Below are 23,278 nucleotides of genomic sequence, written 5' to 3' on the forward strand. Positions count from 1 at the left end.
TTTTCATTTTTAAAACCCCACCAAATTTTCATGAAAAACCTGTTTACTCTTTCCGCAATCACCGCCTTGGCGCTCAGCTCCTTGGGGGCGCAGGCCCAGTTCACCGTTGATGGCACCCTATCGGCTGGCGAGGTGGGCACGGGCACCGGCAAGTACCAGCTGCTGGGCACCTACACCAACGCGCACTCGGCCACCGACCGCGGCCTGAAGTCCATTTACATGGGCACCACGTCGACCACGCTGAACATCATGGTAGTGGCCTCGCCTGAGAAGTCGGACTACAACGCCATGCTCATGTATCTCGACATGCCCAACAAAACCGGTGCGCCGGCCAACGTGGCCCTGCCGGCCGGCTCCGATAACAGCTCGCAGTTCCGCAGCACGCCCACGCTGGATATGCAGGCCGATTTCGGTTTCCGCCTCACGGCCTCTCCCCTGGGCGGCAACGACCTGAATGCCTACCACAGCAAGATTGACTACACCCTGCCGCGCAACGGCGCCGGCCAGGCGCCCGACGTGTACCTGGGCTCGACCGACAAGCAGGGCAACGCCTTCACCGTGACGGACCCCGCCAGCGGCATTGTGGGCGCCAAGGTTTCCTTCAAAACCAGCCCCACGGGCAGCGTGGCCAGCAACACCACCACGGGCTGGGAAATTGAATACCCGCTGTCGGTGCTGGGTGGAGCCGTGAACACCAACCTGATTCGGGTGATGGTGGCTTACGTGGGCGACAACGCCGACTTCTCGTCGGATGTGCTGCCGCAGATTGCCGGTCAGGTTAACGCGCTGGGCGCCAACCCCAACTTCGCCAACATCGCCGGCAACCAGTTCTACACCTATCAGGTGGGCACGGGCGTGCTGGCCAGCCGCAACGCCGCGGCTGAGTTGCAAACCTCGGCCTACCCTAACCCCGTGGCCGCCGATAGCCGCCTGGCCTACACCGTGCCCGCCGGCGCCCAGCCCGTGACGGTGGAGGTATACAACAGCCTCGGCCAGAAAGCCCTGTCGTTGCTGAACACTACCCAGGCCACCGGCAAGCACGAGCTGCCGCTCACGGCCCTGCGCCAGCTGGCGGCTGGTCCTTACGTGGTGATGCTCCGCGTGGGCAGCCAGCAGAGCAGCCACCGGGTAGTTGTCGAATAACGCCTGCGCCGTTTGAGCCGGCCGAACGTGTACCCCGAAGCTCCGCTTCGGCCCGCGCGACAATCGTTCAACGTCGCCGAAGCAGAGCTTCGGGGTACACGTTCTACTGGCTCTGACGGCTTCTAAACTGCACTACCCATCCTTCTTTTCCCCGTTTGTTATGCCTCGGTCCTTTCCCACCCGTTTTTCTTACCCGGCCGGCCTGCTGCTGGGGTTGTCCTTGCTGCTCGGCAGCTGTAAAAAGGACAACCCCGATACGCCGCCGGTGACGCCGCCCGTCACGCCGCCCACCACGTCGGGCGCTTCGCAGGTAGCCGTGTGGCTGACTACGCCGGATAAAACGGCCCTCTTCTATCGGCAGCGGACCGGGCTGAGCTTCAACGGCGTGGCCAACGCGGACCCCACCATTGCGGTGGACACCACCCAGACCTTCCAAACGATGGACGGCTTCGGCTATACCCTCACCGGCGGCAGCGCTTATGTGATGAGCCAGATGGCAGCCAGCAACCGGGCAGCACTGATTAAGGAGCTGTTTGCCACCGACAGCACCTCGCTGGGCATTAGCTATTTGCGTGTCAGCATCGGGGCGTCGGATTTGAGCAGCCAGGTGTATACCTACGACGACTCGGGCACGCCCGACCCCACGCTGGCTCAATTCAGTTTGGCGCCCGACCAGGCCTATTTCATTCCGGTGCTGAAGGAGATTCTGGCGGTGAACCCGGCCATTAAAATCCTGGGCTCGCCCTGGACGGCTCCCTCTTGGATGAAGTCGAACAACAGCCCCGTGGGCGGCAGCCTGCAGCCGCAATACTACGCGGCTTATGCCCAGTACTTTGTAAAATACATTCAGGGGATGCAGGCCCAGGGCATTCCCATCGATGCCGTGACGTTGCAAAACGAGCCACTGTACGGCGGCAACAACCCCAGCATGGTGATGACCGGCGCCGAGCAGGCCGCCTTCATCAAAAACAACGTGGGCCCGGCCTTTCGGACCGCCGGCCTCAGCACCAAAATCATTGCCTACGACCACAACCCCGACGCCGACGGGCTAGCCTTCGTGAACACCGTACTCAGCGACCCCGCCGCCAGTGCCTTCACCGATGGCTCGGCCTTCCACCTCTACGGCGGCACCATTGGGGCGCTGAACGGGGTGCATACCAGCTTCCCTACTAAAAACATTTACTTCACGGAGCAGTGGACGCAGGCGCCCGGCACCACCAGCTTCGCCGGCGACTTGGCCTACCACGTCAACAATCTCGAAATTGGGGCGCCGCGCAACTGGAGCCGCAACGTGCTGGAGTGGAACCTGGCCAACGACCAGAACTACGGCCCGCACACGCCCGGCGGCTGCACGCAGTGCCTGGGCGCCGTCACCATATCGGGCAATACCGTGACGCGCAACGTGGCCTACTACACGGTAGCGCATTCCAGCAAGTTTGTGCGGCCGGGCTCGGTACGCGTGGCCACCAACCTGCCCGCCAACCTGCCTAACGTGGCCTATAAAACCCCCAACGGCAAGCGCGTGCTGGTGGTGTTGAACACCAGCAATACACTACAACCATTTAATATTCAATACAAAGGAAAACTAATCAATACCTCACTATACGGCGGGTCCGTAGCTACCTTCGTCTGGTAGTTGCAGCCGTTCCTTCCCGTTGGTTTCATGGTGTCAGACTTGTTCCGGTGGCTAAGAATTTACGTGCTGGCTAGCGGCGCGCCGCTGCTGGCTGCTGGGCAACAGCTTATGCCACCCGCCGCCACCGGGCCTGTTTGCCAGACGCAAGCCGGCCGCCTACAAGGCACCCGAGAGGCCCGTGGAACACTAGTGTTTCGAGGCGTGGCGTATGCCGAGGCGCCGGTGGGGGCCACCCGTTTCCGGCCGCCCCAGCTGCTGCGGCCTTGGACCGATGTGCGCCCTGCCACCGCATTCGGTCCGCACGCGCCGCAGAACACCAACAATGCGCCGGCTGGCGAGGAAAACTGTCTCACGCTAAATGTGTGGACGCCCTCGCTACGCGCCGCCCGCCTCAAGCCCATAGTAGTGTGGGTACACGGCGGCAGCTTCACGGGCGGCTCGGGCGACGACTTTCCGGGGCAGAATTTTGCCGGGGCCGACAGCCTTGTGGCCGTGAGTATCAACTACCGGCTGGGCAGCTTCGGCTTTTTGCAGCTGGGGAATTTGCTGGGCCCGGAGTACCGCCAGGCCGGCAACCTGGGCCTGCTCGATGCCGTGGCGGCCCTGCGCTGGGTGCACGCCAACATCGCCGCTTTCGGCGGCGACCCGGGCCGCGTGACAGTAATGGGCGAGTCGGCCGGGGCCAAGCTGCTGGGTGCGGTTCTGGCTACACCCGCTGCCGATGGCCTTTTCCAGCAGGTCATTCTGGAAAGCGGCGGCACCCAGGCCGTGCGCGACACTGCCACGGCCGCCACCGTAACCACCCGCCTGCTGGCCGCCCTGGGCCTGCGCCCCGACCAGGCCAAACAGCTCCTGACGCTGCCCACGGCCGACATCCTGCGCGCGCAGCAGCAAATGACCGCCGGCCCCAATGGCCTGCAGCTGTTCGGGCCGGTGCGGGATGGGCGCATCATCCCAGAGGAGCCGCTGGCTCACCTGGCCCGCAAGCGGCCGCCGCTGCGAGCCCTGGTAGGCACCAACCGCGACGAAGCCGGCCTGTTCATGGGCTTTTGGCCCGCCCTGCGCCAGCCCAATGCGGAGGTGCTCACTAACTTGTTCGGGACTAATGGCTCCAGCGTGTGGCAAGCCTATCAGCAAGCCGCCCGCACCCAGCCTGCCGACCAGGCCTGGCTGCGCACCACCACCGACTACCTCTACCGCCTGGCCTCGTACCGGCTGGTCAGCACGCTGGCCCGCGCCGGCCACGCCGTTTGGCTCTACCGCTTCGACTACCGCGTGCCCGGCGGCGCGGGCCCGGTGCACGCCCAGGAGCTGGGCTTCGTCTGGAATTCGCTGGGGCCGAAAGCGGCCGGCGTGCCATCGGCCCAGGAGCTGGCGCGGCAGATGCACCGGCGCTGGGTGAGCTTCATTGCCACCGGCAGCCCCGGCGCGGCGTGGCCAGCCTACGTTACGGCCAAGCCGCAGGCTCTGGTGTTTGATTCGGTGAGTCGGGCCCAACCGCTCAAGCCGTACGAGGATGCCGCTTTTCCCAATCAGGCTTTTCATCTGTAATCCTTCCTTTTTTCGGCGCTTGCGCCAATTCCCACTATGACGCCTTCTTTCAATAAAGTCCTGCCTGTCCTGTTGCTCACGGCCCTGCACGCGGCAGGCGTGGCCGCTCAAACGTCCAAAACAGCCGCTGCCAAACCAGCCCCGGCCAAATCAACGGCTTACTCGGCTGCGGGTAAGCAGGTGCAGGTATTCACTACGGCTCAGGGCACCACGCAGCGAATGGCGGCCGGCTCGGCGCTGAGTTTTCAGCCGTCGGCGCAGCCGCTGGAGACGCAGGTGTGCGTGTTTGTGGACCCCGGGCACACGTTCCAGACCATGCTGGGCATCGGCGGGGCGCTGACGGATGCCTCAGCCGAAACCTTTGCCAAGCTGCCCAAGGCGCAGCAGCAGGAATTTCTGAAGGCCTACTACAGCCCCACGGCGGGCATCGGCTACACGCTGGGGCGCACCAGCATCCACAGCTCCGACTTTTCGAGCGGCAGCTACACGTATGTGGAAGACAAGGACGCGGCGCTGAAAACATTCAGCGTGAAGCACGACGAGCAGTTTCGCATTCCCTTCATCAAGCAGGTGATGGCGGCGGCCAGCGGCAAGCTCACGCTGTACGTGACGCCCTGGAGCCCGCCGGGCTGGATGAAAACCAACGGCGAGATGCTGCACGGCGGCAAGCTGCTGCCCCAGTACCGCCAGGCCTGGGCCGACTACTACGTGAAGTTCATCAAGACCTACGAGCAGATGGGCATCCCCATCTGGGGCCTTTCGGTGCAGAATGAGCCGATGGCTACCCAGAAGTGGGAGTCGTGCATCTTCACCGGCGAGGACGAGCGGGATTTCATCAAGGGCTACCTCGGGCCCACGCTGGCCAAGGGCGGGCTGGGCGGCAAAAAGCTCATCGCCTGGGACCACAACCGCGACCTGCTGTTCCAGCGCGCCAGCACCGTGCTCGACGACCCCGAGGCCGCCAAGTACGTGTGGGGCATCGGCTACCACTGGTACGAAACCTGGACCGGCTCGGGGATGCTTTTCGATAACGAGCGCCGCGTGCACGAGGCCTTCCCCAACACCAACCTGATTTTCACCGAGGGCTGCAAGGAGAAATTCGACCTGGCCAAAGTGGACGACTGGGCCCTGGGCGAGAAGTACGGCCAGTCGATGATTGGCGACTTCAACGCCGGCACCGTGGGCTGGACCGACTGGAACGTGCTGCTGGATGAAACCGGCGGCCCCAACCACGTGGGCAACTTCTGCTTCGCCCCCGTCATCGGCGACACCAAGGCCGGCAAGCTCATCTACACCAGCGCCTACTACTACATCGGCCACTTCTCGAAGTTCATCCGCCCAGGCGCCAGGCGCGTGGCCAGCACCACCAACCGCGACTGGCTGCAAGCCACCGCCTATCGCAACCCCGACGGCAAGCTGGCCGTGGTGGTGATGAACAGCGGCGACAAGCCCCAGGAGTTTCAGCTCTGGATAAAAGGCCAGGCGGCGGCCACCACCAGCCCGGCGCATTCCATTGCTACCTATGTTGTTAACTAGCAAAATGTAGCGTGGACTCTGCGAGTCCGCGCATGGGCGAACCTCCTACTCCTGCGCGGACTCGCAGAGTCCACGCTACAATTCACCCGCGCATGAAGCTTCTCGCCGCTTTCCTGGCCCTGCTTGCCCTCCCCGCCCTCGCCCAAACGCCCCTGCTCCGCGCCGACGGCCCCAGAATCGTGGACGCCCAGAACCGCGAGGTGCTGCTGCAGGGCATGAACCTGGGCGGCTGGCTGTTGCAGGAAGGCTACATGATGAAGCCCGGCTACGGCGGCACCCAGGGCGCGGTGAAAAAGGTGCTTTACCAATCCGGCATGAGCGACGCGGCGGTGGAAAAATTCTACCAGCGCTACCGCACCAACTTCATCACGAAGGCGGATATCGACTTTATTGCGCAGCAAGGTTTCAATTGCATCCGGCTGCCGCTACACTACGACTTGTTTCTGACGCCACCGCAGCGGGCCGTGCGCAACGGCGTCATCCGCGGCACGGTGCCGTATGCGGAGTACGTGGCTAAGCTGAAGCAGTGGCAGCAAGCCGGCCAGCTTTTCCAGAAACCGGCCCAGCTGGAAGCCATTCGCCTGATTGATAAGACGCTGTATTGGTGCGCGGCAAACAAGCTCTACGTGGTGCTGGATTTACACGCCGCGCCCGGCGCCCAGGGCACCGACTCCAACATTGCCGACGCCCTGCAGCCGCTGGATTTTTGGAAAGAGCCCGTGTTTCAGGATATCACCAACGGGCTGTGGGCCACGCTGGCGCGTCGCTACAAGAACGACGGCCGCATTGCGATGTACGACCTCGTGAACGAGCCCAACAACGTGCCCGGCGGCAACCCGCCCATTCAGGCCATGCTAGAACGACTCATCAACACGGTGCGCGCCGAGGGCGACCAGCACCTGCTGCTGCTCGAAGGCAACGGCTACGGCAATAACTACAACGCCATCGAAAAGCGCACCTTCACCCACCAGCAGAACCTGGTGTACAACTCGCACCGCTACAGCATCCTGCCCAAATACCCACTCAGCAACGCCTTGGACGCCACCAACCCCGACGCCAACCAGCTCGGCGCCATCGCCAACCTGCTCCGCTTCCGCGAAACCCAGAACGTGCCCGTCTGGGTGGGCGAAACCGGCGAAAACTCGGCGCAGTGGATGGGCGATGCGGCTCACAACCTCAACAGCGTGGGCATCGGCTGGTGCCAGTGGACCTACAAGCGCTTCAACGACAAGCCCATTGCGGCCCTGCTACGCATCAAGCCGCCCTATATCGTGGACGTGAAAAACGCCGCCGAGCTGCCCCAGATTTTGGAAAACATCAAGTTTCAGAATTGCCTGCCGAACCCGGACGTCATCGCCGCGCTGAAGGCGGAGCTGCAAAAGGGTGTTAGGTAAATTCCGAAAGAATCTACAAGAACAACGAGAAAAGAACGTCATGCTGAGCGCAGCCGAAGCATCTCTACCGCAGCAGTAATCCATTCGCTGCAACGAATGACTGCTGAAAAGCTTCGTCGCTAGGGTTTGGTGAGACACCCCGGCAACAAAGCGGTAGAGATGCTTCGGCTACGCTCAGCATGACCGTTCTGGCTTGTCCCAAACCTGCCAAAATGCGCCAATGAAACACCCGTTACCGTTGCTACTCCTGCTGCTGACGCTACTCAGCAGCCCCGGTCTTAAAGCCCAAATCAACGCGCCGGCTGGCCGCGTGGTCGTCACCTACCTCGACTCCAAGCTGCTACGCGGCAACCCCGGCGGCGAAAACCCGCGCCGCCGCGTGAGCGTGTACCTGCCCGTCGGCTACGACGCCACCCCCGCCCGGCGCTACCCGGTGCTCTACTACCTGCACGGCTTCACTTGGAACGACAGCCTAATTTTCAACAAAGACGGCATGAAGCCGCTGCTCGACCAGGCCATTGCCGAAGGCAAAATCCGCCCGCTCATCGTAGTGGTGCCCAATGAGCAAACCCGCTTCGGCGGCAGCTGGTACGTCAACTCCGCCACCAACGGGCCGTGGGGCGACTTCACCTCCCGCGAGTTGACTACCTTCATCGACAAGCAGTTCCGGACGCTGGCCCGGCCCGGCAGCCGCGGGCTGGCCGGCCACTCCATGGGCGGCGGCGGCACGCTGCGGCTGGCACTACAATACCCCGGCAACTGGGCGGCGGCCTACGCGCTGAGCCCGGCGCTGCTGGGGCCGCACCCCAGCTACCTGCCGGGCCCGGGCCTGTCCCAGGCCTTGCGCGCCACGAGCGCCGCCGAGGCCCTGAGCAGCCACCCGGTACTGTCCACGGTGGCGGTGTCGCGGGCCTTCTCGCCCAATCCCAAAGCGCCGCTGTTCGGGGCTGACTTGCCCGGCTCATTGGGCGCCGACAGCCTGGCCCGGCGCGATGCGGCGCTGGCCCGCTGGGTGGCCGGCACGCCCACTTATTTGCTGCCCACGCACACGGCCGCACTGCGGCAGCTGCGGGCTCTCGCCTTCGACTGGGGCGCGCAGGACGAGGTGCGGCACATTCCGCCCACCTGCCGCACCTTTAGCCAGTGGCTCTCGTCGTTCGGCATTCGCCACACGGCCGAGGAGTACGAGGGCACGCACGGTAGTCGCATCATGGGTCACGACGGCCGGATGTTCCAGCACGTGCTGCCGTTTTTCGACAAGCACCTCGATTTCAATTGAACGAGGCAGAAACGCAATATCTTGCGTCTCGTCGTTGAACGACCGGGACCATAACGTTCGGCGTTCACGGCCGCGCAGATTAAACAACATCCGCAACGACGAGACGCAAAATATTGCGTCTCTACATCGTTCTCAATTCCTCTATGCGCCTTCCCCGCATCCTCTTGCTCCTAGCCGGCGCCCTCTTCTCCCCCGCCGCCCAAGCCGCTAAGCCACCCAGGAAACCCACGGTCATCCTGTTCGTGGGCAACAGCTTTTTCCACGGCGCCCGGCCTCCCGTGCTCAACTACAACGCGGCCAACGTCACGGACGAAAACTTTACGCCCAACCGCCACGGGCAGCGCTACCGCCAGTACCTGAACGAGCCCGGGCCCTGGGGCGGCATTCCCGGCATTTTCAAGAAGATGACCGATGAGGCCGGGCTCAACTACGAGGTGCATATTGAAGCCCTCAGCGGACAGTCGTTGCAGTTTCACTACGACAGCCTGCTGGCCGTCATCAAACAGCCCAAGTGGGAAGTGGTAGTCATGCACGACCACAGCACCGGCCCGCTGCCAACGCGCCACGGCGGCCAGCCCGAGCGGTTCGTCACCTACGGCACCAAGATGGAGCAGGCGGTGCACGAGGCCAACCCCAGCGCCCAAGTCTACCTCTACCAAACCTGGGCCAATGCCCAGCTCACCTACACGCCGGGCGCCACCTACGCCGGCCAGCCCCTCGATTCGATGACCCGCGACCTGCACGCGGCCTACTACGGCCTGGCCCGGGGCGACGGCCGCATCGCGGGCGTGGCCCCGGCCGGCGATGCCTGGCTGCGCGCCATCCAGAGCGGCGCGGCCATGCCCAACCCCTACGCGCCCAACGCCAGCAAAATGAACCTCTGGGCGCCCGACGGCCGCCACCCCAGCGCCTCGGGCGCCTACCTGAATGCCTGCGTGCTCTTCGCCGAGCTCACGGGCAAGGACCCGCGCAAGCTGGGCGCCGCCGAGCAGTCTGCCTCCGCGCTGGGCCTCGCGCCTGCCCAGGCCGTGGCCTTGCAGCGCGTGGCTTACGAGCAGGTGCGGGAGGCCAAAAAGGCTGGCCGGAAGTGAAAAATTCGGGCCTTCGGGCGCGCCGATGCTGCCGCAGCAACGGGCCGCTGTAGTTTTGTAGAGCGCACGATGAAGCGGGGGCGGCGCGGCCAGCCGGCCGCCGGCCCCGGTTTCGTTGGCTGCGCATCAACCAACAACATCTTACTCAAGCCCTTACTAATGACTAAAATTAAGGTAGCCAATCCCGTAGTGGAGCTCGATGGCGACGAAATGACGCGCATCATCTGGAAGTTCATCAAGGACAAGCTGATTACGCCCTACCTCGACCTCGACATCAAATACTACGACTTGGGCATCGAGTACCGCGACGAAACCAACGACCAGGTGACCATCGACGCGGCCAACGCCATCAAGCAGTACGGCGTGGGCATCAAGTGCGCCACCATCACCCCCGACGAGGAGCGGGTAAAGGAATTCAACCTCAAGCAGATGTGGAAGTCGCCGAACGGCACCATCCGCAACATTCTGGACGGCACGGTGTTCCGCGAGCCCATTGTGATGAGCAACGTGCCCCGCCTGGTGCCTAACTGGACGGCCCCGATTTGCATCGGCCGCCACGCCTTCGGCGACCAGTACCGCGCCACGGATTTCGTGACCAAGGGCAAGGGCAAGCTCACCATCACCTTCCAGCCCGAAGACGGCGGCGAGGCGCAGTCGTTTGAGGTGTTCAACTTCAAGTCCGACGGCGTGGCCCTGGCCATGTACAACACCGACGAAAGCATTCGCGGCTTCGCCCACGCCTGCTTCAACCAAGCCCTGATGAAGGGCTGGCCGCTGTACCTGAGCACCAAAAACACCATCCTGAAGAAATACGACGGCCGCTTCAAGGACATCTTCCAGGAGATTTACGAAGCCGATTACCTGGCCAAGTTCAAGGAAGCCGGCATCACCTACGAGCACCGGCTGATTGACGACATGGTGGCCTCGGCGCTGAAGTGGAACGGCAACTTCGTGTGGGCCTGCAAAAACTACGACGGCGACGTGCAGTCCGACACCGTGGCCCAGGGCTTCGGCTCGCTCGGCCTGATGACCAGCACGCTGGTGACGCCAGACGGCGGCACCATGGAGGCCGAAGCCGCCCACGGCACCGTGACGCGCCACTACCGCGACCACCAGGCCGGCAAGCCCACAAGCACCAACCCGATTGCGTCGATTTTTGCCTGGACGCGCGGCCTGGAGTTCCGCGGCAAGCTCGACGGCAACCAAGAGCTCATCGACTTCTGCCAGGCGCTGGAGCAGGTGTGCATCGAAACCGTGGAAAGCGGCAAAATGACCAAGGACCTGGCCGTCTGCATCCACGGCAACAAGGTAGAGCACGGCCGCGACTACCTCTACACCGAGGAGTTCTTGGCCGCGCTGGACGAGAATTTGAAAGCCAAGCTGGCGAAGTAATTTCTGCTTGGTTTTGTATAAAAAGGCCCCTGTCGATTGGCAGGGGCCTTTTTTTTGTGCGGACGGGGCCCCCAGCTTCACGCCAGTGGGCAGGAGAACGACGTAGGGGCGGGGCTTGCCCCCGCCCGGCCGTTGAACGAAATAGTTGAGACGGCGCCAATAGTCGGGCGGGGACAAGCCCCGCCCCTACATCTGCCGAAGCTGCCTTAAGATGACCAAAATCACCGCTGGTACACCCGCACGTAGTCGATTTCGTAGCGGCTGGGGAAGGTGGTGCCCGTGAGTGGGCCGCCGTTGTCGCCGCCCAGGGCGAGATTGAGCAACACGTAGTGCGGCTGCATCATGGGGTTGAACTGGGTGCCGTCCTGGTTCACAGTATTGGTGAGCAGGGTTTCGTTGAGCAGCAGGTCGTCGACGTAGAGACGGATGGCTTTCTCGTCCCAGTCCATGCGCCAGACATGGAATTTCTGGCTCCACGCGGGGTCGGCGAAGCTGGCGACGGGCTTGGTTTCGGAGTGCCATTTGGCGGTGTAGGGCTGGGTGGTGCCGGAGGCGACGTTGGCCAGGAGGTTGCCTTTGTAGTACTCCATGATGTCGATTTCGCCGTTGCTCGGCCAGGGCTTGTCCACGCCCAGCGTCCAGAAGGCGGGCCACAGGCCGGAGCGGGCGTCGATGCGGGCGCGCATCTCGAAGCGGCCGTACTGCCACTGCTGCCTGCCGTGGGTGTTCAGGCTGGCCGAGGTGTACTCGATGCTGGGGCGGCTGGTGCGCCAGTCGGTACTGCCGGCTTTGTAGTTGGGGTTGGGCCGGGTTTCCTGGCGGGCTTCGATGACGAGGTAGCCGCCTTCCACGCGGGCATTGTCGGGCTGGTACCACTGCAGCTCGTGGTTGCGGGCGAAGCCGGTTTCGAACTGCCAGCTCTTCGGGTCGGGCGCGCCGGGCGTGTTGAACTCGTCGGCCCACACCAGTTTCCAACCGTCGTAGGACGGCGCGGCGGCTTGAGCGCCACTAGCCTTTTTCACGCCGCCAGCCGGGGCGCCCGGCGTGGTCACGGCGCCGATGCTGGCCGGCTGCACGGGTTGGCCAGGCTTCCATTCCAGGATGTACACGGGCTGCGGGGCCAGGTTTTCCAGGGTTTCGCCATCGCCTTGGCCGGTGCGCTGCACGAAGAGGCTGAGAATGCCTTCGGACTTCCAGCGCTCGGTGTCGTAGCTGGGCTCCCAGTTGCCCACGGAGCTGGCGGTGAGGTCGGCGGGCGTCCACTGGTTCTGGGCGAGGTCGGGGCATTGCAGCACGGAGGCGAGGTCTTGGCGCTCGGCATCGCGGTAGAGCAAATAGGCAGCCGTGCGGCCTTTCTGCGTCGAAACCAGCAGCTGCGGGCGCGCAATCGGAATCTTCTTCGTGCCCACCCCGCTCAGGCTGAACGGCGTGGTGCGCTGGCTGACCTGCACGGTTTTCCACGCTTTGCCGTCCTTGTATATCAGCTGGTACTGCGGCACCTGCGTGCCGGCCGGCCGCCAATATGTGGCGATGTACGGCGTGCCCGCCGCGTCGGCCGTGATGGCCGTCTGATTAATCAGCTCGCTGTTTTGGGGGATGCGGGCGGCATACTCGGCGCTGCTTTCGGTGATGGGCAGGAGGTAGGCTTCGCCGGTGCTGTGCTGCCAGGTTTGGCCGCCATCTTTCGAGCAGGCGTAGGCCATGTCGTGGTTGGACGCCACGTTGGGGCTTTCGCGCCACACCCAGGAGACGTGGATGGTGCCCCGCGCGTCGATGCAGGCCTGCCAGTAGGCGTTGCGCTTGCCTTCGCCGTCGATGAGCACGCTGTGCAGGCGCGTCCATTGCCGGGTTTTCACCGCGTAGCGGTTCAGCACGAGGTTGCCGTTGCCGGAACCGCCGTCGCGGTACATAAACAGCACGTCGCCGCCGGGGAAACGATGAAACTCGGGGTAGCTCACCTTCTGCTCCTGCTGGCCGGTCATGGCTTCGAGCGGGCCCATTTCGAGCGAGCCGGGCGCTTTGCCGCGGCAGTATCGCAGGGGGTTGTTGTGGTGGTCGAAGCTCAGGTGCAGGTAGCCCGCGCCGTCGGCCATTAGGCTGATGACATTGTGGGCGTCCTTTACATTGCCCTTGTAAGCAGTGCGCTGCACCTGCCAGGGGCCGGCGGGCAGGCGGCGCTTGGCCAGCGTTACGTAGCCGGTCGAGTCGTAGTAGGCGGTGTATTGGTCACGGCCCTGCGTCACCACGGAGTTTTTGCGGAACACCGCGCCGTTCACGTTGTTCTTCGCCCAGCCCAGGCCGACGGGCGTTTGGGCCTGCGCCGTCTTAGATTGAAAAAGGGCGCCGCTTACGAGCGTCAGCAACAGGCAACCGGCAAATTGAAAAGGACGCATCAAGTAAGTAGGTGATTTAGAGCGAGGCCGTGCCGCGAATCATAATCCGGGGCTTCCCGGACGGGTCGGGCGCGGGGGGCGGCGGGGTACGGTTGGTAATCCGAACATCAACCAGCACATCGGAACTCGAACCCACGGCCCGTGTGATGTCGATGCGCGCAATGGCGTCGTTGGCAATGCGCAGCTTGGTTTCGGCCACCGGCATGCCATTAATTGCGTAGCTGACGGTGCCCGATAAGGCCAGGCTACGCCCAAGCTGGGCGAGAGTGCGGCTGGTCACTTTCAGCTTCGCCTTGCGTTTCATCGTGATATCGATAATGCCATAAGTCGCAAGCGGACGCCACTGCGGCGGCGCATCGGCGCCTTTGTAAATCCTCAGCTTGTCAATGTCATTCGGGTTAATTGCCGGGGTAGCAAGGTCGATGACAATCGAAGAATTTAAGAGCGCCAACGGACCCGGTGCAGCAATCGGGCGTACCATAGCAGCCGCTGGCGCCGGCCTTGCATCCGGTGGCTGCGGAGTGACCGCCACGCTCTGGTGCACTAAAGCATCCGGCAAAACGGTCGCCAACTTAGGGGCAATGGGCGCTACTGCTGCTGGTTGCGCCATACTCGGTAGCCAAGCCAAGCAACAAGTAGTCAGAAGCAGCGAGGGAATCCAGTGGTGGCGCATGGCGAAGTCGTTAGCGGTGAGCAGGAATAGGGCAGGGACGCGACACTTCGCGCCCGCGGTTGAACGACATCACCTTGAAAATGATGTCTGACCGACAAGGTACCGGTCGTTCAACTACGAGATGCGAAGTGCCGCGCTTTTACATACCCGCCCCCGCCTGCGGCGCTTTCTCGTCCACCAGCCGCAGGGTGTAGCTGTAGCTGTACTGCTTGTCGAGCAGGCGGTATTGGTCGTGGGGGTAGGCGCCCCAGCTGTTGTCGCCGCCCACGCCGCGCTGCTTCAGGTCCACGTTCAGGAATACCCGGTCGTGGCGCTTCACGTCGCTGGTGTGCTGCTGCTTTTTGGTAAGGCCGGGGTCCAGCTCTTCGGTGCGCACGTCGAGGGCGCTAAAGCTGAGTGGCTGGGCGCCTTCGATGCGCAGGCCCTGGCCGGTGGCGTTGGTGAGGGCGAGCCAGCGGGCATCGGTATGGTAGCCAGCCTCCTGCGGGCGGATGTACACGTTCGGGTATTGGTTGCGCACCGAGTCGCGGAACACGCCCAGGAAGGTGGCGGTGTTGCGGTCCTGGTAGTTTTCCCAGGGGCCGCGGCCGTAGTAGCTGAGGTTGCTGTAGCGGCCGGGCAGTTCCATGCGCATCCCGAAGCGCATCAGCTCGGGCAGGTCGCGGCCGGTCATGTCCATGGAGGCGGTTACGTTCACGGCACCGTCGGGATGGATGAGGTAGGCCACGGTATAGGGCACGTTGATGTCGGTGAGCAGGTACTCGACCTTAATGGGCAGGCCGGCGGCCGACTCCTCCCCCACCGTCACGCGCTGCACCTTGCGGGCCGCGTGGGCCGTGCGCCACACGCCCAGCCGCTGCGGCATGTTGCTGCCGAAGTCGTTATCAGTCGGCGCGCGCCAGAAATAAGGCTCCGGGTACTGGCCGATGACCTGGTTGCTGCCGCGCCGGTAGTTGCTCAGGCGGCCCTGGGCAGTATTGAATTCGCCGCTCACTTCGCCCGAAGTGAAGGTTAACTTATCACCTTCGCGCTTGATTTGCAGGCCGGTGGCAGCCACCGCTGGGCGCGTGAAATAGGCGGCAGCGGGCGTGAGGCGGAACTGCTCGCGGGCCACCTCGTGGCCGGCCGGCAGCAGCGACTCGGCCGCTTTGGTGTGGGCGAAGACGTTGAGCACGTATTCGGCGCCGGGCTCCGACGTGAGCTTGGGCAGGTCCAGCTTCACTTCCTGCTGCTGGCGCGGAGATGCCTTGGCGGCGAAAGTGCCGGTTTTCACCGCCACGCCGTTTTTCAGTACTTCCCAGCGGAAGGCGTAGTTATCCAGATTTTTGAAGGAAAAGCCGTTGAGCACCGTGACGCGGCCCGAAGCGGGCTGCGCGGCGCTGAACCGAATATCTTGATACACCTTTTTCACCTCGTACAGGCCGGGGTGGGGCCGGCGGTCGGCGGTCACGAGGCCGTCGGCGCAGCCGTTTTCGTCGTTTTGCAGGTTGTAGCCGCCCAGGTCGCCGCCGTAGGCCCAGAAGGGCGCGCCGTAGTTGCTCACCGGGATGCCCTGGTCGACCCAGTCCCAAATAAAGCCGCCCTGCATGTGCGGGTGCGCCCGAATCAAGTCCCAGTACTCCTGGAAGTTGCCCTGGCCGTTGCCCATCGAGTGGGCATATTCGCACATGATGTAGGGGCGCTTCTTGTCGGTGGCCTCGGCGTATTTCTTCATCGAGCCCATCCACGGGTACATCGGGGCCACGATGTCGGTGTTCACGTCCTCGCCGGCCTGCTCGAAGGAAATGGGGCGGCTGGGGTCGCGCTGCTTCAGCCAGGTGTAGGCTTCGTGGAACACCGGGCCGTTGCCGCACTCGTTGCCCAGGCTCCAGATGATGACCGAAGGGTGGTTTTTGTCGCGCTCCACCAGCCGGTCGATGCGGTCGCGGTGAGCGGCCTTCCACTCGGGCAGGTAGGCCGGGTGCTTGCTCTTGTCGAAACCGCCCTGCAATTCGGCGCCGTAGGCGTGGGTTTCGATGTTGGCCTCGTCCACGAGGTACATACCCAGCTCATCGCAGAGGCGGTACCACTGCTCGTCGTTCGGGTAGTGACTGGTGCGTACCGCATTGACGTTGAAGCGCTTCATCATCTCCAAATCCTTGCGCATGCCGGCCTCGGTCACCACGCGGCCCGTGGTGGGCTCCCACTCGTGGCGGTTCACGCCGTGCACTTCCACGGGCACGCCGTTCACCATGAGCTGGGCGTTTTTGATTTCAACCTGGCGGAAGCCCAGCGCGCAGCCCGTCACGGCCAACGCCTTGCCCTGCGCGTCCTCCAGCGTGAGGCGGCACTGGTAGAGCGTGGGGATTTCGGCGCTCCAGGGCCGCACGTTTTTGATGGTGCCGGCCAGCTTCACCGTCTGGGTGCCACTGGCATTCGAGCTGACATTTCCTACAATTGAAGGCACGGACTGCTGCTGACGCAACACAGTTTTGCCGTTGGGGTCTAAAACCTCCACGGTGAGGCGAGTCGGCGCAGTGGCTGTTGCAGCGAAGTTGCGCAGCGTCACGTCGGCCGAAAACTGGCCGTTTTTGTAGCTGGGGTCGAGGTCGGCATGGGCGAAGAAGTCCCAAATGGTTTGCTTCGGCAGGCTGTAGAGCGACACGTCGCGGTCGAGGCCCGAGACGCGCCAGAAGTCCTGGTCTTCCAGGTAGGAGCCGTCGTGCCAGCGGAACACCTGCACGGCCAGCGCGTTTTCGCCCGGCTTGAGGTACTGCGTGATGTCGAACTCGGCCGGCGACTTGGCCACCTTGCTCATGCCCACGCGCTGCCCGTTCACGAACACCACCGCGTAGCCCGAGATGGAGCCGAAGTTCAGCAGCACCTCCCGCCCCGCCCAGCCGGCCGGCACCGTGAAGCTGCGCCGGTAAGTGCCCACCGGATTGTCGCGTCCATCGATGAACGGCTGGTTGCGCGGAAACGGGTAGGTGATGTTGGTGTAAATGGGCACGCCAAAGCCCTGCATCTCCCAGTTGGAGGGCACGGCAATGGTTTTCCAACCCGCGTCGTTGAAGCCCGGCCGCTGGAAATCCGTGGGCCGCTGGTCGGGCCGGGGCGCGTAGTTGAATTTCCAGGTGCCGTTCAGACTCTGGTAGTAGGGCGAGCGGGCGTAGTTGTTGGCGGCCACGTCGGCAGCCTTGTCATACACCATGAAGCTGGCGTGGGCTTTCTCCTTATTCTGGTCGACAGCCTGCGGATTTTCCCACTCGTTGGGCGGGGCCGACTGGGCCAGGGCCGCGCCGCCGGTCAGGAGCGCGGCGGCGGTCAGGTACTGAAAAACGGACATAGACAGGGTGGAAAAGAGGTGCGCAGCCAGGGCTTGTTTTATAGAATCAACGGGGCAGTAATAGCAGCACAATACTACCGCCGCGGCTTTTCGGTCAGGGGGGACATTTTGGTAAATAGAGGGGTAGTTTTCGGGCGGCATCCATTAAAACCGCCTGAACGACGTAGGGGCGGGGCTCACCCCCGCCCGGACGCGGGCGCCATGTCCACGATTTCGTTCAACGACGGGCGGGGGCAAGCCCCGCCCCTACGTCGTTCAGGCAGCTCTCCCCAAAACCAAAAAGGGCTGGCCGACGCGAAGTCAACCAGCCCTGAATGATAGCGCCCTTGTTCTATCAGTTAAGCACCTACCGTCTTCTTCGCGGCCCGCGCCTGCCGCAGCCGGGCCAGGCCGTAGCCCACGCCCGAAGCTAGCAGCAAGGAAGCGCCGCCGTCCAGCGGCACGTCGGTGGGGTTGGTTGGCGTTGTAGGAGTACCGGGCCCGGGCCCGCCGGAGCCGGGCTGCGCCTGGGCGGTGGGCAAGGTGGCAGCACCCAGCAACAGGCCGGCCGCCAGCAAAGCCCGCCGGCCAAAAGGTGAATTGCAAAACATAGTAATGGGGAAAAGCATGAGCAAAAGGCTGGTTATCCCCAAACAGCCGCAGCTGTTTAGGGATAACTCAGCTACTAAAAGGCTATTGCACCACCAAGCGCTTGCTGATGACGCCCTGGCGGCTCAGCATGCGCACCGTGTACACGCCCGTGGCCAGGCCGCCGAGCGGCAGCGTGCGAAGCGCGCCGGCCGGCAGCGTGCGGGTGAGCACCGTTTGGCCCAGCGCATTCAGCACCTCGGCTTGCAGCACTTCCGATTGCAGGGCCGAAGTCAGGGTCAGCTGCACCTCGCCGTGGGCCGGGTTGGGGAAAAGCGTGACCTGCTGGCTGAGGGCGCTGGCAGTGCTCAGCACCTGTTGCGGACCAAACAGCAGCTCGAAACGACCCGTGGCCGAAGCCCCGGCAGCTACTGAGAAGCGGTAGGTGGCCTGGGCCGTCAGCGGCGTCACGGTGCCGGTCAGCGCGTCGCGGAGCGATACGCTACCGGTCTGGTTCAGCAGCTGCGCGGCGCGCAGGGTGTAGGTGCCGGCCTGGGGCATGGCCACGCCCAGCGGCACTACCAGGCTTTGCGCGCCCGGCTGTGGAAGGCCGTTGATGCTCAGCTCGGTGCCGGCCGCCAGCGAGAAGACGTTCAGGGCTTTGGGGCCTACGTTGCGCAGCTTGTGGGCATCGTAGCGGGCATCGGCCGCGGCCGTGGCGCCGGCTTCGAAGTACACGTAGGCATCATCGGACACGCCATTAGTGCCGCTCAGCTGCAGCTGCACCAGCGGGCGGGTTTCGGCGGTGCGCTGCATGGCCGGCTGGGCGCCGAAGGTGGTGACGCGGTTGGCGTTGGTGAGGGCCAGCGTGGGCGTGGCGCCCGCCGTGCTCACCCGCACAAAGAAGCCCTGGCCCGCCGGAATCAGCGGCGACTGCCCGATGCCGTTGGCGAAGCTGCGGTAGCTGCCGGCGTACTGGCCGGTGCTCTGGTACACGTACATGGCATTGCCGAGGCCGGCGGGCACCGTCACGGTGCTCCAGTCGAGGGGGGCCGGGTAGGGGTTGCCCAGCAGCTGCCAGCCGGCTTCGGAGGGCACGCCGCGCGATAGGTTCAGATTGAGGGGGCCGTTGTTGAGCGTGCCCACGAAATCGACCAGCTCGGTGCCGCCGATGTTCACGGTGTAGCCCTGGCCCACGGCCAGCGGGGTGCTCAGCGAGGCCGGAGCCACCCAGCCCTGGTCGAAGAAGTTGGCGGCGGCCGTCAGGCGGCTCTGGTCGTAGCCGTACACGGTGGGGAACGTACTGCCGGCCACGGCCGGGGCGAAGGTGCTGGTGCTCAAGTCGGCCACGGTGGTGCTGCTCACCGGGGCGCTGTAGTGGCGGTAGCCGGGGCCGGGGTTCAGGCTGGGGTCGAGGTAGCGCTGCATGGTCACGGTGCCGTTCACCACGCCACCGGTGTTGTCCACCAGGGCCGTGCCGCTGGCTTCCGAGAGCAGTGTGAGTGGCTGGCTGCCCAGGTTGAGGTCGCCCTGGGTGAGGCGCACGAGCTGGGCCACGCGCAGGGGCGCGCTCAGGGCCACGCCGGCCGGGTTTTGCACCAGCAGGGCGCGTACCTGGGCGGGGAGGCCGGCACCGGTTTGCTGCGCCTGGGTGCCCATGTAGCCGTAGGTGGCATCGGGGCTGAAGGTGCGGGTGCCGGTGGTTTGCACCGCGCCGCTCATGGTGCCGGTGGGCATGAGGCCCGCCGCGTCGCACACGCGCAATTCGGCGCCGGCTTCCACTTTAAAATCGGCCGCGCCCGTGATGGGCTGGCAGCCGGTGCTCAGCATGCCGCCGCCGGCCACGGTGATGGTGCCAGCCGCCGTGAGCGGGGCGCTCAGGGTCAACTCGCCCTGCACCAGCACGTTGCCGTAGGTAGCGGGCGCGGCCATCGTCATCTGCTGCCCGGCCACTACGGTTAGGTCGCTGAGCACGGTGAAGGTGCGCGACACCGGCGCGGCGGCCAGGTACTTGAAGTCGCCCAGCTGGCTCACGGTAATGGTGGCCGTGCCGGGGCCCACGATGCTCACGAGGCCGTTGTTCACGGTGGCCACGTTCAAATCGGAAGTCGCGTAGCCCAGCTGCAGGCCCGAGGTGCTGGTAGCGGTGGGGTAGAAATCGGGCGCGCCCATCGCCTTGTCCGAAATGGCGCCGAACGTAATGGTCTGGGGCACGCGCACATACAGCGAGTCGCGGGTACCGGGCGTGAAGGCAATGCCGCGGTAGGCGTAGGTGGTGCTGGTGGCGTTGTTTCTCAGCACCGTTTGCGTCACGTTCAGCGTGTTGGTGAAGGCCGTGTTGGCCAGCGTGTAGGTCGTGGACCGGTCTTCGAGGCGCACAATGGAGGTGTAGCTCACGCCGTAGAGCGTGGGCACGCCGCGCACCAGCGTGCCGGTCATGTCGCGCAGCAGGTTGTCGTTCAGGCCCGTAATGGCGTAGGTGCCGCGCGCCGTCCAGGTGGTGCCGTTGAAGGTGTACTTGTTGAGCGTGGGCGTGGGCGTGTCGTCGGTGTAATACAACAGGTCGAAGCCCGGCACGCTGGGGTTCACGTCAAACATGACGAAGCCGCCCGGCTGCGACGTGGACGACGGCGCCGGCAGGCCCGGCAGCGTGGCGGGCGTGGAGGCCCGGCCCGGCAGGCCGCTGAGGCGCATCACCTTGGTGGTAGTGGGCGCCACGGGGCCGCCCGAAGTGGACGACGCGCCCGGCACGGTGGAGGTGGTGAAGTACATGCTGCCTTCGTACACGCCCAGCTTTTTGAGGCTGATGGTGGGGAAAACCGTGACGCCCGTGCGGGTTTGCGGCACGCTGGTCAGGGTGCGGGGCAGCGAGGCGTGGCGCAGGCCGTAGCTGTTGTTGCCGTAGGCGATGTACACCGTGGCGCTGTCCGTGACGGTGGCCGTGCGCATGGGCTGGCTGTTGCCGTCCGAGAAGCCGGTGCGGGTGTCGAGGTTGCCCTCGGCATCGAGAATGGCCACCACGCGGGGCGAGGTGCCGCCGTTCACGTTGCCGTTGCCGGTGGCCGAGCTAAAGCCCGAAATGGCCATCTTGGTGCGGTCGGGCGAGATGCCGATGGCCCCGTCGGCGTTGGCTTTCATGGCCGAGCCCACGTAGCCGAAATTCGGCCCGTAGCTGCCCGTCGGGATGGTCACGCTGCGGATAAACTGCCCCGCCGTGTAGAGCGTGCTGTTCATGGGCACCACCTCGTCGATGAAGGCGGGCAGGGTCACGCCGGTGCCGCCGGTCCAGGTGGCGCTGCCGTAGCGCGTCACCACCAGGTTGCCGCGCTGGAAGGGAATGGGCACGGGCACGCTCACGGTGGGCGGCACGAGGTTGGGGTTGAAGGCCATCGGCGAAATCTTGTCGCGGTACACGATGCCGGCCGGCGTGATGCTGGTGGGGTCGCCGTCGTTCACGAACAGCTTGCGGGTGTCTTCCACCCACTGGTACAGCGAGTAGCGCTCCACAATGCGGGCCGTGTCGAGCATCGTCACGAAGCCCTGAATCTTGGCCGCCTGCTCGGCGTAGGTGGGCTTGGGGCAGCCGGTCGAGGTGGTCCAGTTGGCCCCGTTGTTCCACTCCGTAATCCAGATGGGCCGCTTGGTGCGGTCGTAAATGGCTTTCAGGAAGGAATAAAACTGCTGGGGCGTCTGGCAGCCGCGGTAGAAGTGCACCGCCACAAAATCAACGCGGTAGCCGGCCGAGTCGGCCTTGTCCATGAACTGGTAGAGCCAGTTGGCGCCCCCGTCCGTCGGCGCGGGCGAGCCCAGGCGCAGGCCCGACTGCATCAGGCCCGGCCAGGCCGCAATGGCCTGGTTCACACTCATGTTGGACTGCGACGCCGTGTTGGGCTCGTTGAAGCCCAGGAAGTGCGTCACGTTCTTCTTGGCGTTGGTGATGCTGAAGGCCGGCCAGTACTGCGTCTGGCGAATGGGCACGTACTCCGCGTCGAGGGTCGAGTTGCCGTTGTTGTTCCAGTTGTAGTTCCAGGTCATATGCAGCGAGTCGCCGAGCAGCGGGGCGCTGCACCAGCCCTTCTTGCTCACCCAGCGCCAGGGTAGCACGCGCACCAGGGAGGTGCGGCCCTGCAGGCTCAGCGGCAGCGTATTGATGGTCACGTCGTTATCGGGTGCGATGTAGACCTTGCTGAAGCCCGTGCCGTCCTGGTTTTCGGCAAACGTGGCCATGTAGCCCTTCTTGAGCTTAAACGAGCCGATGTTGTCGTTGAACGCGCCCAGCTCCGGCGTCTTGTAGTAGTCATACTGGTTGAATTTCATCGAGCTGCCGCCGTAGTTGGCGCTCGCGAAGGCCTCCAGCGGCTGGTAGGTGCCGGGCTGGCTGATGAGCACGCAGCCCTGCAGGTACTGCACCAGGCGCACGGTGGTATCAAGTTGCGCGCGCTGCCCGTTGACGGTCACCTGGGCCAGCAGCCGCTGGTTGAATTTCGACGGCTTCACGCCCTCGAAGTACAGCCACACGTCCTCGCCCTGCATATCTATCATCGTGCCCGGCAGCGGGTTGCTGCCCGTGATGTGGTACTCCGAGTTGCCGCTGATGCTCAGGATGCTGTTGGTGATGCTGGTCTGCGTGCTGCTCGGCGCGTTGCTGATGGTTTGCACCGGCAGGGCCGCGCCGCCGGCTTGCAGGGCGTAGCTTTTCTGGGCGCCGCTGGCGGCCGTCACCAGCACGCTCAGGCCGCTGCCAAGCACCGTGGCCTTGGCCACCGGCACGCCGGCCGCATTCACCACTTTGATGCTCGCGCCGGCCGAGGCCCGGGCACCCGACAGCAGCTGCGCCACCCGGCCGTTGGCGGGCAGGCCGGTCACCTGCAGGTTGGCCTGGTCGATGGTGCCGAGCCAGGCGGCCGTCAGGTCGTTGGCCGTCGACTGGGCCCGGGCGGCCGGGGCGCTTAGCCAGGCCCAGGCTAGGGTTAGTAACAGAGAAACAGGGCGCCGCCAGAGCGCCCGCGCAGGGGAAAGGTTTGCCATTGCTGGGTGGGAAAAATGGTGGAAGTGGAAACGTCAGGCGGCCGCCGGTTTCAACCCGGCCTTGCTTTCGCCAGACAATACTACCCTCACCTCTTGCCCAGTACCGGGGTCATTTCACGTAAAAAAAGGGGGCATATTCACCCCCTGATTTTTAGACTGATAAGAACGTCATGTCGAACTGAGAACGTCATGTCGAGCGCAGCCGAGACATCTCGCGTGTGGTAGTAACTCAATCGTGAAAACGGGTTTGATTACTTCGGCACGCGAGAT

13 protein-coding genes are annotated in these 23,278 nt (G+C 64.3%); 8 read left to right on the forward strand and 5 right to left on the reverse strand.

Annotated features, from left to right (window positions below; genetic code table 11):
* The first annotated feature begins 30 nt into the window (after window positions 1–30).
* The 8 genes from Q5H92_RS03950 to Q5H92_RS03985 all read left to right on the forward strand — a co-directional run bounded on the left by Q5H92_RS03950 (window position 31) and on the right by Q5H92_RS03985 (window position 11,022).
* On the forward strand, window positions 31–1,143 hold the full coding sequence (locus tag Q5H92_RS03950; protein WP_305010184.1) for a T9SS type A sorting domain-containing protein: 1,113 nt from the start codon (window positions 31–33) through the stop codon (window positions 1,141–1,143).
* Between the two features lie 160 nt (window positions 1,144–1,303).
* Window positions 1,304–2,779, forward strand: a complete 1,476-nt coding sequence (locus Q5H92_RS03955; protein WP_305010185.1) for a glycoside hydrolase family 30 protein — start codon at window positions 1,304–1,306, stop codon at window positions 2,777–2,779.
* Between the two features lie 27 nt (window positions 2,780–2,806).
* On the forward strand, window positions 2,807–4,330 hold the full coding sequence (locus tag Q5H92_RS03960) for a carboxylesterase/lipase family protein (RefSeq protein WP_305010186.1): 1,524 nt from the start codon (window positions 2,807–2,809) through the stop codon (window positions 4,328–4,330).
* A gap of 36 nt (window positions 4,331–4,366) precedes the next feature.
* The gene (locus tag Q5H92_RS03965; RefSeq protein WP_305010187.1) at window positions 4,367–5,866 is read left to right on the forward strand and encodes a glycoside hydrolase family 30 protein; all 1,500 of its coding nucleotides are present in this window, start codon (window positions 4,367–4,369) and stop codon (window positions 5,864–5,866) included.
* Window positions 5,867–5,958: 92 nt separating this feature from the next.
* Window positions 5,959–7,260 (forward strand): glycoside hydrolase family 5 protein, encoded by a 1,302-nt coding sequence (locus Q5H92_RS03970; RefSeq protein ID WP_305010188.1) that lies wholly within the window; start codon window positions 5,959–5,961, stop codon window positions 7,258–7,260.
* Between the two features lie 220 nt (window positions 7,261–7,480).
* Window positions 7,481–8,539: an alpha/beta hydrolase gene (locus Q5H92_RS03975; protein WP_305010189.1), complete on the forward strand. Its 1,059-nt coding sequence runs from the start codon at window positions 7,481–7,483 to the stop codon at window positions 8,537–8,539.
* A gap of 143 nt (window positions 8,540–8,682) precedes the next feature.
* Window positions 8,683–9,630, forward strand: a complete 948-nt coding sequence (locus tag Q5H92_RS03980) for an SGNH/GDSL hydrolase family protein (protein WP_305010190.1) — start codon at window positions 8,683–8,685, stop codon at window positions 9,628–9,630.
* A 159-nt stretch (window positions 9,631–9,789) separates the two neighbouring features.
* Window positions 9,790–11,022 (forward strand): NADP-dependent isocitrate dehydrogenase, encoded by a 1,233-nt coding sequence (locus Q5H92_RS03985; RefSeq protein ID WP_305010191.1) that lies wholly within the window; start codon window positions 9,790–9,792, stop codon window positions 11,020–11,022.
* A 221-nt stretch (window positions 11,023–11,243) separates the two neighbouring features.
* Here the strand turns inward: Q5H92_RS03985 and Q5H92_RS26610 are convergent, their stop codons facing one another.
* From Q5H92_RS26610 to Q5H92_RS04015, 5 genes are all read right to left on the reverse strand, one after another.
* Window positions 11,244–13,415 carry a BNR-4 repeat-containing protein gene (locus tag Q5H92_RS26610; protein WP_369811109.1) on the reverse strand — a complete coding sequence of 724 codons (2,172 nt, stop codon included), beginning with the start codon at window positions 13,413–13,415 and terminating at the stop codon, window positions 11,244–11,246.
* 16 nt (window positions 13,416–13,431) lie between these two features.
* Entirely contained in the window at window positions 13,432–13,719 is a 288-nt protein-coding gene (locus Q5H92_RS04000; RefSeq protein WP_305010192.1) for a hypothetical protein, read from the reverse strand.
* A gap of 508 nt (window positions 13,720–14,227) precedes the next feature.
* Window positions 14,228–17,413, reverse strand: a complete 3,186-nt coding sequence (gene lacZ, locus Q5H92_RS04005) for a beta-galactosidase, LacZ type (RefSeq protein WP_305010193.1) — start codon at window positions 17,411–17,413, stop codon at window positions 14,228–14,230.
* 338 nt (window positions 17,414–17,751) lie between these two features.
* A complete protein-coding gene (locus Q5H92_RS04010) occupies window positions 17,752–18,003 on the reverse strand; it encodes a PID-CTERM protein-sorting domain-containing protein (protein WP_305010194.1) in 252 nt (83 codons plus the stop codon).
* Window positions 18,004–18,085: 82 nt separating this feature from the next.
* Window positions 18,086–23,008 (reverse strand): glycosyl hydrolase, encoded by a 4,923-nt coding sequence (locus Q5H92_RS04015; protein ID WP_305010195.1) that lies wholly within the window; start codon window positions 23,006–23,008, stop codon window positions 18,086–18,088.
* Between the last annotated feature and the right edge of the window lie 270 nt (window positions 23,009–23,278).

The organism is Hymenobacter mellowenesis, from assembly GCF_030581005.1.
Taxonomy (GTDB): domain Bacteria; phylum Bacteroidota; class Bacteroidia; order Cytophagales; family Hymenobacteraceae; genus Hymenobacter; species Hymenobacter mellowenesis.